Origin of the sequence: Campylobacter blaseri, assembly GCF_013201895.1 — a bacterium.
Lineage (GTDB): Bacteria > Campylobacterota > Campylobacteria > Campylobacterales > Campylobacteraceae > Campylobacter_B > Campylobacter_B blaseri.
In genome coordinates, this window is the sequence record NZ_CP053841.1 from 1,526,909 (window position 1) to 1,541,134 (window position 14,226).

The 14,226-nt window shown below is 30.0% G+C and carries 11 protein-coding genes; 1 reads left to right on the forward strand and 10 read right to left on the reverse strand.

The window, feature by feature from the left end; all coding sequences use genetic code 11:
• Positions 1 to 26: 26 nt before the first annotated feature.
• The 10 genes from CBLAS_RS07570 to CBLAS_RS07615 form a co-directional block, all read right to left on the reverse strand.
• Positions 27 to 3,368 carry an autotransporter outer membrane beta-barrel domain-containing protein gene (locus tag CBLAS_RS07570; protein ID WP_172658208.1) on the reverse strand — a complete coding sequence of 1,114 codons (3,342 nt, stop codon included), beginning with the start codon at positions 3,366 to 3,368 and terminating at the stop codon, positions 27 to 29.
• 153 nt (positions 3,369 to 3,521) lie between these two features.
• Positions 3,522 to 3,941, reverse strand: coding sequence for a ribosome maturation factor RimP (gene rimP / locus CBLAS_RS07575; RefSeq protein WP_106872166.1), 420 nt, complete (start codon positions 3,939 to 3,941; stop codon positions 3,522 to 3,524).
• On the reverse strand, positions 3,934 to 4,293 hold the full coding sequence (gene rbfA / locus CBLAS_RS07580; protein WP_172658209.1) for a 30S ribosome-binding factor RbfA: 360 nt from the start codon (positions 4,291 to 4,293) through the stop codon (positions 3,934 to 3,936). Before rbfA ends, rimP begins: the two co-directional genes overlap by 8 nt.
• A complete protein-coding gene (gene infB, locus CBLAS_RS07585; RefSeq protein WP_106872170.1) occupies positions 4,293 to 7,061 on the reverse strand; it encodes a translation initiation factor IF-2 in 2,769 nt (922 codons plus the stop codon). The genes rbfA and infB overlap by 1 nt, the downstream gene beginning before the upstream one ends.
• Positions 7,039 to 7,293, reverse strand: coding sequence for a YlxR family protein (locus tag CBLAS_RS07590; RefSeq protein WP_106872172.1), 255 nt, complete (start codon positions 7,291 to 7,293; stop codon positions 7,039 to 7,041). Before CBLAS_RS07590 ends, infB begins: the two co-directional genes overlap by 23 nt.
• A gap of 27 nt (positions 7,294 to 7,320) precedes the next feature.
• The gene (gene thrB, locus CBLAS_RS07595; RefSeq protein WP_106872174.1) at positions 7,321 to 8,208 is read right to left on the reverse strand and encodes a homoserine kinase; all 888 of its coding nucleotides are present in this window, start codon (positions 8,206 to 8,208) and stop codon (positions 7,321 to 7,323) included.
• 5 nt (positions 8,209 to 8,213) lie between these two features.
• A complete protein-coding gene (locus CBLAS_RS09610; RefSeq protein WP_241517622.1) occupies positions 8,214 to 8,468 on the reverse strand; it encodes a glycoprotease in 255 nt (84 codons plus the stop codon).
• 204 nt (positions 8,469 to 8,672) lie between these two features.
• A complete protein-coding gene (gene lpxC / locus CBLAS_RS07605; protein WP_106872179.1) occupies positions 8,673 to 9,560 on the reverse strand; it encodes a UDP-3-O-acyl-N-acetylglucosamine deacetylase in 888 nt (295 codons plus the stop codon).
• A 55-nt stretch (positions 9,561 to 9,615) separates the two neighbouring features.
• Positions 9,616 to 11,004, reverse strand: a complete 1,389-nt coding sequence (gene pgp6 / locus CBLAS_RS07610) for a peptidoglycan metallopeptidase Pgp6 (RefSeq protein ID WP_106872181.1) — start codon at positions 11,002 to 11,004, stop codon at positions 9,616 to 9,618.
• 59 nt (positions 11,005 to 11,063) lie between these two features.
• Positions 11,064 to 11,894, reverse strand: coding sequence for a prephenate dehydrogenase (locus CBLAS_RS07615; protein ID WP_106872183.1), 831 nt, complete (start codon positions 11,892 to 11,894; stop codon positions 11,064 to 11,066).
• Positions 11,895 to 11,968: 74 nt separating this feature from the next.
• Between CBLAS_RS07615 and bamA the strand changes: the two genes are divergently transcribed.
• Entirely contained in the window at positions 11,969 to 14,212 is a 2,244-nt protein-coding gene (gene bamA / locus CBLAS_RS07620; RefSeq protein WP_106872185.1) for an outer membrane protein assembly factor BamA, read from the forward strand.
• Positions 14,213 to 14,226: the final 14 nt, after the last annotated feature.

Sequence of the window (14,226 nt, forward strand, 5' to 3'; positions counted from 1 at the left end):
TATAATATTTTATTTATGTAAGATAATTAGAATTTAAACTCTACGCCTAAATTTAACCCTGTTTCTTTTCTTTCTCCTAGCATTTGATAAACACCAAAGTCAAAAGTTGTTAAAGATGTTGGGTTGTAGATAAAGCCTACACCTGCTCCACCACTAAAGCCACTATTTTTTAAAGATATTCCATCTTTTACATTAGCTTTAGCTTTTCCTGCAAATTCATACTCTAGTTTTAAATCAATAAATGGTTTAAATGCAGTATTTATATAAGCTAATCTTGAATCAAATTTTGCTCTGTGTGAAGTTATGCTATTAATTTTATAGTTTGCATCTAAAACCTTAGCATTTCCACCATCTATGTATCCATAAACATATCCTAGTCTATTGTTTAACTCTATGTTGTTATTTAGTGTAGTTTTGTATCCTGCACCTATACCAACGCCATAATATGTTGAGTTATATTTGTATGATACATCTTTTGATCCTACTATATCCATTTTTGCATCATATTTGTTTTTCATTCTACCAGCTTTGGCAAATCCGTCCATATAGATATTGTTATCCATATAAACTCTTGCTAACACACCACCACCATAAGCATTTACTTTACCATCTGATTTAGTTTTATTGATATTTCCATCATAATCACCATAACCATATTCAAAGAATGCTCCAACTAGGTAGTTATCTTTAGCTTTTGCTATACCTGCTGTAAGTGTTAAGCCTTTTGTATCAACATCACCTGCTGATTGGTTTAGTTTGTAGCCATTTAAATATGCAAAAGGTATTATGCCTTCATTATCTGTTATCCTTTGTTCTATATCAATAAATGCTCTATCCATCAAAGTATTACTTAGCTTAGAGTTTAAAGCTAGTCCTGCTGTTGGGGTTGAAAGGATTGAGTAAGAAGCTGGGCTAACTTTTTTATTTGGTGTTGTGCCTGGTTTGCTTGGATTGTTTGGTTTTGGAGGTGTTGGAACACTTGGATTATTTGGGTTTGGTTGATCTGGATCAGGAGTTGGAGCAACAGCTATAAGATTACCATTTGCAGTGATAACTAAATTTCTATTAGCTTCTACCACTGGGGAATTAAATTTTTGAGTTATTATAACAAATGGATCATCTGTTGATACAGTATTTGTAGTTATTTTATCTGCCTTAAGTTTTCCGTCCTTTTTTGATATTAAAGTTAATTTATTATCTTTTTTGATGTCTGGTTCATTTCCTTTTTCAACTAATATATTAATATTAGAACCACTAATATTTGTATCTTCTTTTGTTGTTAGTATTAAAAGCTTATCATTATTAACTACATCTTTACCTAAATAGAAATTATAGTTTTTAAAGTTAGCAACATTTTGTGCTTTTATATTTTTACCCATTATGTCAAGACTGGTATTATTTGATACTATTTCAACTTTTTTAGCACTGTATTCAGGATTATGATAGCCAAGTAGCTCACTATTAACACTTAAGCCATTGCCCTTTAAAACTACTTTATTTCCAGTTCCTATATTTACTTTATATTTTTCAGCAGGTATATTTTGCCCCCATGCATCAATGTGAACAGCAGTTATTGCTCCTTTGTAGTAATCATTATCTGAATTAAGTTTTACATATTTAAATTTACCACTTCCACTATCTTCTAAAATAAGTTTGTTGTTTTCTATAACTATATTTTTATCTATAAAATCCTCCCCTGCAACAGCGACAGCTGTTAATGTTTGAGTTTGGATATCAGAGTCCTTTATATGTATAGTATTACCTTTTAAATCTCCAATAGCTGCAGAACCACCATAAATTCCAAAAGCTTTTAACTTTGAATTTTCAATGGATATTTTATTACCCAAAGCTCCTTTGTTGCCATGAGAAAATTTGATATTGTGATCTACATGATCTAATTCCAATGAACTATTTGATATAGTAAGTTTGTTGTTGCTAGAGATTTTGTTATCAGCTACTAAAAATTCTAACCCATTGATAGATTTTAGTTTAGAGTTAGAGATATTTATAGTTGAGTTAGAGATATTTCCTTCATCAGAATAACCTATACTAATTTCACTTTTACTACTTTCTAAATTAGAACTATCTATATTTAAAATATTATTTTTATTATTACCAACCGTAGCTGCCAAAACAATACCTCCAGTTTTTGAAGTAATATTGCTATCTTTTAGTTTAATTGTATTATTACTCAATAAACCAGATGTTCCTAATAGAACAACACTAACATTACTTAAAATTTTAGAATTTGAGATATCAATAACATTACCTTTATAGTCTCCCCCTTCAACTGGTTCATAGAATTCTTTGCCTTCATCACTAACTTTTTTAAGTTCTGGAGTTAGTATAGAAAGAAATTTATCACTTTGTAAAGTAGAACCACTTATATTTACTTTATTGTTTAAGGCATTTTTTTTTGTTGAAATAGCATAAATGTCTTCATTTGCTTTTATGTTAGAATTTGATATATCTAGCTTAGCTTTAGAAATATTGCCATGTTCAGTGCCTATAAGATCAATACTTGTAGCTGCAGTTAGCTTTGAATCATTAATGGTCATATTATTTGAGTTAGATGTATCATTAGTAAAAAACAGCGATATGTCATACTCATCATCATTTTCAGGATTGCTTGGTTTTGTTGTAGTAAATTTAACTTTATTTAAATTAAGTGTATTTCCCTCAAATGGCTTTGCTGTATATCCATCTTCAACACCGCTTGTTCCTACAGCTAAAACACCTCTAGTCTCTGCTATAGTGTTTGTGATATTTACAGTATTATCTTTTACTGCTTCTTTTTTTGAAGTTAACAACACAAATATTCTATTATCTTTAAATTCGGAGTCTGAAATGTTGATTGTGTTATTTACTATATCTCCTTCTGAGTAATTGACCAAATCAACTTTATTAAGTTTTGAATTTTCTATATTTAAATTTATATTATTAATATTAGCATTTGGACTTTGTTGCACGATGCCTAGTGTGATAGCTTTTGTGTTTTCAGTATCTTCTAAATTTTTAATTGTGAAAGTTTTGTTTTTAATATTTTTAGTTGAAGTAGAATTTTCTATATCAAAATAAATTCCATTTTTATAGAAAAAATTAAATTTTTCTTGATTATTGCCAATTATCTTGTCTTTATAGCTTTGATAATTTTGGTTGCTGAGTTTGGATACTTTGCCATCCATATCCCAAATAGCAGGTTTATCTAAAGTTCCATCATTTCCTTCAAAATAACTACCTTCAACAGCGCCAAAAGCACTACTTGTTAAAATAGCAAGGGCAATTAAGCTATATTTAAGCCTGCCTCCCCCCCCCCCCGCACATGAGTGTGGCATATTGCTAGCACTTTGTTTGCTAAGCTTAGACATTTTTTCTCCTTTAAATAAATTTGTGTAATTTTTGCATAATGTTTATTAAAATATAATTAAATGTTAATGTTAAATTTACTTTTTGCTTTATTTGCAATGGTTCAGTTTTGGGTTTATAAGTGTGTAGATAGATTATTTAAAGTGATAATGAATTTACCACTTTATATATGTTTTGGCTTTTTTAATGTCATTAAATTTGATATCTAATTTTTTACCCTCTGTTTCAATGGTTAAAATTTCATCTTCAAATTTAAGGATTTTGCCTTCAAATTTTTCATTTGAATTTATTGTTATTTTTACAAACTCTCCAATGCTTTGTTCAAAATGGTGTGGTTTTGTAAGCACTCTTTCAAGCCCAGGAGAACTTACTTCTAAAATATAGTCTCCACTAACAGGCGGTTCTACATCAAAAATAGGAGATAAAAGTCTACTTACTTTTTCACAATCATCTAAAGTAATGCCACCTTTTTTAGTTATATAAACTCTAAAAATAGTTCTTCCATTTTCACTAACTGTCTCTGTATCGTATAAATTTACACCACATTCGGCAACTAGTGCTTCTAAATTAACCATTTTTATTTAAATCCTTACTAATTTTTTCAAACAAAATATCCATCTCATTTTGTTTTTCTAATCTATCATCAAATTCAAAATGAAATTTAGGGCTTCTAAACCAGCCCTCTGCCTCTTTGCAATAACTTTGAAGATAGCCATTTACCTTTTGTAATTTTGCTAAAACCTCTTTTTGCTCTTTTTCATCAAACATCATCTTATCAAGATATACAAAAGCATCATATCTTCCTCTTTTGCATTCTACATCAGTTACACAAAGCCCTTTAAGCATAATATCATTTAAATTTGAAAGTGCCTCAGGAATTAACTGTTTTAAAACACTCTGGGTTCTAAGTCTTCTAATCTCACTCATTATAAAGTTGCTTGTTCCTTGTTCTCTTTGAAACTTTCTATATAGTCTCCAACTTTCATATCATTATATCCTTCAATACCAACACCACACTCATAGCCTTTTGACACCTCTTTAACATCATCTTTAAAGCGTTTAAGTGAGCTAATATTTCCTTCAAATATAATAACACCTTCTCTAATAACTCTTATCTTAGCACCTCTTATAATACTTCCATCAGTTACCATACAACCAGCAATTTGTCCAACTTTTGGAACATTTATAACCTCTCTTACCTCAGCTTGACCAATCTCCTCTTCACTTATAATAGGACTCATTAGTCCGCCAAGTATAGTTTTAATATCATCAAGCATATTGTAAATTACATTATAAGTTTTTATCTCAACACCAATCTCTTTGGCTTTCTCTTTAACATCTCCAGTTGGTCTAACATTAAAGCCAAGTATAATTGAATTCTCACTTGCACTAGCTAGTGCCACATCATTTTGAGTTATGCCTCCAACTCCACTATGTAAAATATTAACCTTAATCTCATCATTTCTTAATTTCTCTAAACTAGCTTTAATTGCCTCTAAACTACCTTGAACATCTGCTTTTACTATAACAGGAAGAGTTTTAAGTTCACCTTCTGCTATTTTTGCACTAAGTTCATCAATTGTAACTTTAGTTGATTTTGAAAGCTCTTTTTGTCTTATATACTCTTGTTTTTTATTGGCATACTCTCTTGCTTCTTTATCACTTGCAACGCTTATTAAGGTCTCTCCAGCTTCTGGAACTTCACTAAGTCCAAGTACAACCCCGCACTCTCCAGGTCTTATCTCTTTTAATATCTTACCCGCATCGTTTGTTAAAGCTCTCACTTTACCATAAGCAACACCTGCAACAACAGTATCTCCAACTTTTAAAGTACCATTTTCGACTATTACAGTAGCAACTGGGCCTCTTCCTTTTTGCAAAGAACTCTCAACGATAGTTGCTTTTGCCTCTCTTTTTGGATTAGCTTTAAGTTCTAAAAGATCAGCTTGTATTAAAACTACATCTAAAAGATCATCAATTCCAGTTCCTTTTAAAGCAGAGATAGGAACAAACTCATACTCTCCGCCCCATTCAACAGGCATAACTTCAAGTTCTGCAAGACCTGTTTTAACTAAATCAGGGTTTGCAGTTGGTTTATCCATTTTGTTTATAGCAATTATAAAAGGAACTCCTGCGGCTTTTGCATGAGCTACAGCCTCTTTGGTTTGCGGTTTTACACCATCATCAGCAGCAACTACAATGATAACAACATCAGTTATTTGTGCCCCTCTTGCTCTCATAGATGTAAAAGCTTCATGTCCAGGAGTATCTATAAATGTAATTTTTCTACCATTTCTTTCGACCATATATGCACCAACATGCTGGGTTATTCCACCTGCTTCACCGCTTGCAACTCTTGAGCTTCTAATGTAGTCCAACAGTGAAGTTTTTCCATGGTCAACATGCCCCATTATAGTTACCACGGGGGCTCTTTCTACTAGATTTTCATCAGATTCTTCACTTTCCTCATAAGCTTTAACATAGTCAAATTTTGCCTCTTCATCTACAATATTTACCTCTACATTAAACTCATCGGCTAAAATTTCAATAGCATCTTCATCTAAAAAGTCATTTTTAGTAGTCATCATTCCAAGCATGAATAGTTTTGATATGATCTCACTTGGCTGTTTATTTAGCTTATCGGCAAACTCATAAACTCTAATTTCTTTTGGTATATTAATAGATTCTATTATTTCAGTTTCTTCTTTTTTTACTGGTTTTTTGCGTTTTTTTCTAGACCCTCTGCTGATGCCTTTTTCATTATTAATAAAATTTTGAACAAAACCACCTTTATAATTAGTCTGTTTTTTTGGTTGTGGTTTTTGTTTTTCTTCTGCTTTGATTCCACTTAATGTAAGATCTGGCAATACAACCTCATCTTCATTTTCTAAAATAATTTCGCCCAAATCTCTATTATCTAAAATTTCTATTTTTTTAACATCGTCTTTTCTAGTAATAGGAGTTCTTTTTTGCTCTTTTTTCTTCTTTTTTAAATTTGATTCTGCGTTAGAAAAAATAGATTCTAACCCAACATTCAATTTTTTAATTTTCTCTTTTTTAGATGGCGTAGTGGGAGTTTCTTCTGTCTTGTTTTTTCTTTTTTTTACAATTACAATGCCTCTTCTTTTTGCAAGAGTAGATGCAGCAAGGCTTTCACCTTTACTTTGAACCTCTTTTTCCTCTTCTGGCTCTTTGATTACTAATTCTTTTTTAACTTTTTTGACCTCATTAGTATTATCTTTTGAAATTTCTACTTTTACATCTACTTTTTTTACATCTTCTTTAGGTTTATCTACTTTTGTAGCAATATCTTCTTTTTTAACTTTTGGTTCTTTTATAGCCAACTCTTTTTTGACCTCATTAGTATTATCTTTTGAAATTTCTACTTTTACATCTACTTTTTTTACATCTTCTTTAGGTTTATCTTTTATAATTTTCTCTTTTTTATTTATCTCTTTAGTAGATTTTTTAGGCGTTTGCTCTGCTTTTTTGGGTTCTTTTTTGGATTTTATCAGTGGCGCTTCTGGCAGTTTACCAGTTTTGACATAATTATATATATTTGTTGCCTCTTCCACACTAACTCTACTATTTCCTGTTTTAATCTTTACAAGACCCATTTCATGAGCTTTTTCTATTATCTCTTTATTACTATAACCAAGCTCAGCTGCTATTTCACTTATTCGAACATCTGCCATCTAAGACACTCTCCTTTAGTTTTTCTAAATTTATATTTTTTATAAATTTAGATATTGATTTTTTTAAAATTTTATCATTTTCTTTAATACATAAATCACATAGGTAAAAACTTCTTCCACTATCGTTTTTAATAGCATTGAAATTATTAATTTTAAATCTATAAAGTTTTTTTTGTTCAAACTTCCCCTTACAAATTATACATGTTCTAACAGGGTAATTTTTCTTATTCATCCATTATATCTTTTTTTTCTTATATTTTTAACTTTTTGTTAATATTTTAAAGCCTATATTGTCAAAATCTATAATTTCAACTCTAAAATCTTTAAATTTGCTACGTAATTTTTCTTGTAAATTAATAGAATCTTCTTTATATGCTATATTTAAAAAAGATGAACCACTACCAGAAAGTGTACTCATTAAAGAGCCATTTTCATAAGCTAATTTTTTAACATCAAATAACTCAGGTAAATTTTTCATTCTAATATCTTCGTGGAATTTATCTTTTGCTGTTATTTTTAAATTATCGTAGTCTTGTTTAATAAAGCAGCTTGTCAAAAAAGAAGAGTATGCTACATTTAAAACACTATCTTTTGCTGTATAATGCTTAGGAAGTTTTGCTCTTGATTTATTTGTAGACATAGGTTTATTTGGTATAACAACTATAGCTTGTATCTTATCACTTAATTGTGCTTTTTGAGTATATACTTTAAAATCATCTATTATGCTAACTGTAAAGCCTCCAAATACTGCTGGAGCAATATTATCTGGATGGTTTTCATAAGTCAATGCCTTGTTTAAAATAGTCTCTTTTTTTACCTTAAATCCAGCCATCTCATAAGCAGAAGCTATAGCTCCAATTATCACAGAAGAACTACTTCCAAGACCTCTTGATAATGGAATATTATTTAAAAAATTGAACTTAAAATTATCAGTTTTTCCTGTTAATTCTAAATAAATTTCATTAAATATTTTCACAAAAGTATTATTTTTTTTAAGATATATATTATTACACCCTTCTCCTTTAATGGATATGGAGGTTATTTTTTGCCTAGTTATTTCTACTTTATTATAAAGCTTTAAGCTAAGACCTAAAACATCAAATCCTGGTCCTAAATTTGCACTAGTTGCTGGAACTATAATATTCATTAAATCTAAACCGCCTCTATATTGTAAGATGGAAGTATATCATCACTTTTATTTAAATTCAATAAAGTATTAGGCAGTTTTAATTCAACAGGTTCTATTTTTTTTAGTTTTATTTTTGAGTTTTCTAAAACAAAACTAAAATGTTTATTGGCTTTAATTGGATTGTTATCATTAAAATCGAAGCCACTTACTGCATATATATGACAATTTTTTGCAAGAGTAAAAGTTTTTAATATTATATATGAAACTTTAATTCCCATAAAACTACCTGGTCCATTTGTATATATAATCTCTTCAATGTTGTATTTTTTATCTGCGTATTCAAGAGCTTCTATTAAAAACTCACTTGCTTTTTTATCATTAGAAGAGCTTTTTTCTATAAGCTTATTATCCTCATAAATTCCAACAAGTACAGGAGTTGTAAGAGAAAGTACTAAAATTTGAACTTTTTTAATAAGACTTCCTTATGCAAAAACCTGAGAATACTCTTTTATTAGTTCACTGTTAAGCGTTACAATTTCATAGTTTTTAGAATCACTTAGTATGGCTAAAGTTAATTTGTGATTTAAATCATGACTTCCTGCAAATGCTGTATAATCTCCAACAACAGGCATTCCCATAAGAGCCAAATCTCCTATAGCATCTAAAATTTTATGTCTTACAAACTCATCTTCAAACCTGAGACCTTCTGGATTTAAAATTCTATTATCATCTATAACAACAGCATTTTCCAAACTTCCACCGAGTGCTAAATTTTTAGATCTAAGCATCTGAACATCTTTTAAAAAGCCAAATGTTCTAGCTCTTGAAATTTCATTAATATAGTTATTTTTAGAAAATTCAAAAACATAGTTTTGATAGCCTATAATAGGATGATTAAATTTAATTGAATAGTCAAATTTAGGATTTTTAGAAGGTGTCATTTTAACAAATTTGTTACCCTCTTTTACTTCAACTTCTCTTTTAATAATCATAGCTTTTTTATTAGCATCTAGCTCTTTTATATTAGCCTCATCAAGCATCATACAAAAACTTATAGAACTTCCATCCATTATAGGAATTTCGTTTGCATCTAAAACTATTCTAATATTATCAATTCCATAACCATTTATTGCACTTAAAAGATGTTCTATAGTTGATATAAAAACCCCATTTTGATTTCCTACAACAGTAGCCATCTGAGTATTTATAACACTAGAAGGATTAGCTTTTATGCTAATGCCTACATCTTTTCTATAAAATACAATTCCTAAATCAGCCTCTAAAGGCTCAAGGACTATTTTTATAGGTTCTCCCTTGTGAAGACCTATTCCAACGCCCTCTATTTTATTCGCTATTGTTTTTTGTTTCAATGTTATCCCTTTATTTCTGTCACTATTATACCTATTTATGGTAAATAAAAATAGTCTAAATTTTATTATCTATTATTTTTTTAGCGTTATCAAGTATAGTGTAAATATTATCTTTCATCCAATTTTTATCCATCCACTCTTCAGGTCTAACCTCCACCCCTTGAACAATTATCCCAAAATGAAGATGATCTCCAAATGCAAGTCCAGAGCTTCCAGTATTTCCTATAATATCACCTGCTTTTACTTGCTCTCCTTCACTAACCACAGCATTACTGCAATGAGAATGTATTGTGTATAGTCCAAAGCCATGATAAAGCACAATACTAAGCCCATATATTCCAGTATCTTTTGCCAAAACAACAACACCATCATTACTAGCTCTAATATCAGCTTGAGCTATACTAGCTAAATCAAGACCTAAATGCCAAGACTCACTAACTGGTTTATCGTCCATAGAGTAAAATCTATGATCACCAAAGCTAGCAACTGCTTGTGCATTTTTTAAAGGATAAAAAGGCTTTAGAAAAAATTCATCTATACTATCTTCTATTATGCTATTTGTTTTTTCATTAATTATTTTTTCATTAGCAGCTCTTAATGACTCATTTACAAATTTAAATTTATCTACACCATGAATTTCAGATGAATTTTGTGCATAAATATTTACAAGATCCGTTATCTTTCCATCTAAAAATTCATTATTCAATTTTATATTTGATACTTTATATTTTTTATCTTGTAAATAATATCTAATTCTAGTTTTTGTCTCATTTCCTGCCATATCTATTGCTACTACATAAGCTCTAAAATCATCTTTATCGACAGGCCAAGCTACAATTGATGCATAATAGCCATCTTTATAAAAAGGTTTAACTTCATAAATTTTACCATAGTTTGTTTCTATATATACATCTTTTAACATATCATCACTAGCTTTAAAAACTACAGTAGCAGAACCGCCTTTAGTAATTTTATAAGATTGATTTAGTATATAAACTTCTGGCTTTTTAGAATCAACTACTATCCCTATTTCAGATGCAAGCTTATTTCCCATAAAAAAATTCCATCTACTTATATCACTTACCTCAACATATAATTTATAATTTTTGTTTTGATTTAACATTAATCCTTTAGGAAATTCTATACTAAGCTCTTTTTCCTTTTCAATTATCTCAAATTTCTGATCCAGTAAAATAGCTTGTTGCACACCATCATCTAAAACTATTTTTAAAGATTTAATGCCTGTATCATCTGTAACTTTAAAAGGTAAAGCTGTTTTTAAATTCCAAAAAATTTTATCTTTTAAGCTTATTTTGGGCATGTTTCTTTCAAACATATTAGATGTATATAGGAAATAGCCTCCAACCAAGATAGATGCTAAAATTATCAGAATTACAAAAAGCCCTAAGCTACCTCCTCTTTGTCCCCTTTTAGATCTTCTCATTTTTACCCTTACATTTTTTAAAGCAGATTATAGCTCACAGCGATAAACTCATGGTAAACTTATAAAAACTCCCTAATTACTCTAGCATCTCCCATCCACTCTCTAAGTTTATCCCACTCATCGTTTTCTATCATTTTAGTGCATATATCAAGCTCTTTTTTAAAAGAGTTTATTGAGTGTAGGATATTTGTTTTGTTTTGTTTAAAAATATCAGACCACATCTCAGGCGAAGATTTTGCAATACGACTAACATCGGCAAAACTTCCTCCTGCCATGTTAATAATATTTTTTTTATTTTCTTCTTTAAGAACACTGTTTACCAAAGAAAAACTTGCAACGTGTGGCAAATGGGATATAAAAGCAGCATGGTGATCGTGTCTTTTTGGATCCATAAACACTATCTTCATACCAGCATAAGAAAAAAGCTCAACTGCCCTTTTAAGATGAAAACCACTTGTTTGCTCATCTTCACAAATTACAACAACTTGCCCTAAAAGTAGCTCTTTAAACGCCGCTTTTGGTCCTGAGTTTTCAGTTCCTGCCATTGGATGAGAGGCTATCAAATTTGCCCTAATTTCACTAGGGCAATTCTCTAGTATCTTCTCTTTTGTGCTTCCTAAGTCTATAATTGTAGTTGTTTTTGGAATATCTTTTAGTTTTTTTAAAGTTTCTATGATAGCCTCTACAGGAATTGCTAAAAATATAACATCACATTTTGTTTTCAACTCTTCAAAACTAAAAATATCATTCACAAGTCCTAAATTTAAAGCCTCTTTTTCATTATTTTTATCTATATCATATCCAAAAACACTATCAACAAGTTTCATATCTTTTAAACACAACCCTAAAGAGCCACCTATAAGACCCAATCCTATAATTCCTATTTTCATTTTCTTCCTTAGTTACTAAATTTTAAATTTTTTATGATATTATATGGAGATTATATTTTATTTTAGGTAAAAAGATGAAAAAAACGATATCTTATTTAGTTCTTAGTTCAAATTTACTCTTTGGAGTAACTATAAAATCTATTGATTTTGATGGATTGGAACAAATTTCTCCCACTGTGGCTCAAAACATTTCAGGTCTTAAGATTGGCGATAATTTAACCGGCCTTAGCACTGATAGAGCTATAACAAATTTATTTAACCAAGGTTATTTTAGTGATGCATATATAGCAGAAAAAAATGGGCATGTAACAATCCATGTTAAAGAAAAACCAATCATTGCAAAAGTTGATTTACAAGGTGTTGTATCTAATGATTTCGAAATTATAAAAAATATTACAAATTTGAAACCTGGTCAAACTTTTGATAAACTATCTTTAAAAAATGCAAAAGATAGAGTTAAACAATATTATGAGGCAAAAGGATATTTTGACACAGTAGTTGAAATAGAAGAAAGCCCTTTAAATGAAAATAAAAATGCCTTGCATTTAACTGTAATAGTAAATAGAGGTGAAATTATAACCATTAAAAAAGTAAACTTAGTGGGTGCAGACAAGCTTAAATACAAACATATTGAACCTGCTGTTGCCAATAAACAAAGAGAAAAATTAGGTTGGATGTGGGGATTTAACAATGGAAAACTAAAAACAGTAGATTTGCCAAATGACCCTGCTAGAATAAAAGATGAATACTATAAAAAAGGCTACTTAGATGCAAATGTTTCATCGCCATTTTTAAATACATATATGAGTAACTATACAGCAGAACTAACATACTATGTAGAAGAGGGTAGCCAATATAAAGTTAGTGATGTAAGCATTGAAGCTCCGGGTTTTTTAAATTTAGATACCACAAATATAATTAAAAAATTTAAACTAGGAAGTGGTGATAGATTTAGCTCAAAATGGCTTAGAAATGATATGGAAAAACTAGAAAATATGATTGCCGATATGGGATATGCCTATGTTGATATAAACCCAGCATTATCACAAAACAAAGAAACTCTTGAAGTTGCAATCAAATACATAGTAGTACCGCATGAAGAAATTTTCGTAAGAAATGTTACTATTTCTGGAAATGAAAAGACATCTGACAAAGTTATAAGAAGAGAGATGTATTTAACAGAGGGTGAAAAATACAATAGAACCGACCTAAGAGATTCACAAAATGCACTTAGAAGAACTGGATATTTTGACAATGTTGAAGTTACAGAGACGAAAATAAGTGATAAAGAGATTGATTTAAATATCGCTGTAGAAGAAGCTCCAACAGGTAGCATTACAGGTGGTATTGGATATGGTAGTGGCGATGGACTACTGCTTAGTGCTTCTGTTTCTGATAGAAACCTTTTTGGTAGTGGTATTAGAGGTAGCGTTAGTATTGAAAAAAGCGATGATAAACTAAGTGGAAGTATAGGTTTTACAAATCCTAGATTATATGATTCAATTTATAGTCTTAGCGGTAGTATATATGCTAGAGACTGGGAATGGGATGATTATAAGGAAAAAGCATATGGATTTAATGCAACACTAGGTAGACAAATAGGAAGATATACAAATATATATTTAACCTATGAGTTAGAAAAATCTAGAATTTCAGGGCTTGATGAGTTTTACGCAGCAGCAGGCTATCAAAATGGAGAGAACATAAAAAGCTCTTTAATTCCAGCAATTAGATTTAATAATACAGATGATTATTACATTCCAAGAAGTGGAATAATTGCAGGTTTAAGTGTTGAATATACAGGTCTTGGCGGAGATATGGACTATATAAAAACATTAGGTGATTTCAAATGGTTCTTTAGCCTAAGAGACTATGTTGATTATGACTTAATTTTTAGATATAAAGCTAATGTAGGCTATATATCAAATGATAAAACTCTTCCTGTGAACAAAAAACAGTTCTTAGGCGGAATGAGAAGTATAAGAGGGTATGATGGTAGAAGTATCCCTAGAAATCAAATTTGCCTAGATGGCAAAGGTTGTAAATACATAGAAACTGGTGGTAAAAAAAGCTTTAATAACTCTTTGGAATTAAGTTTTCCACTTATAGATAGAATTAATATGAGATTTGTAACCTTTTTTGACTATGGAATAGTAGGTGATAGCGACTGGGATGAACATGAGAGATATAGTGCTGGTGCTGGTATAGAGTGGAGAACACCTATGGGACCATTGCAATTATTCTGGGTTAAACCTTTAAATAAAGAGCCATATGATAGCACAAATAGCTTTGAATTTACTATAGGTGCAACTTTTTAATTAACTTAATAACC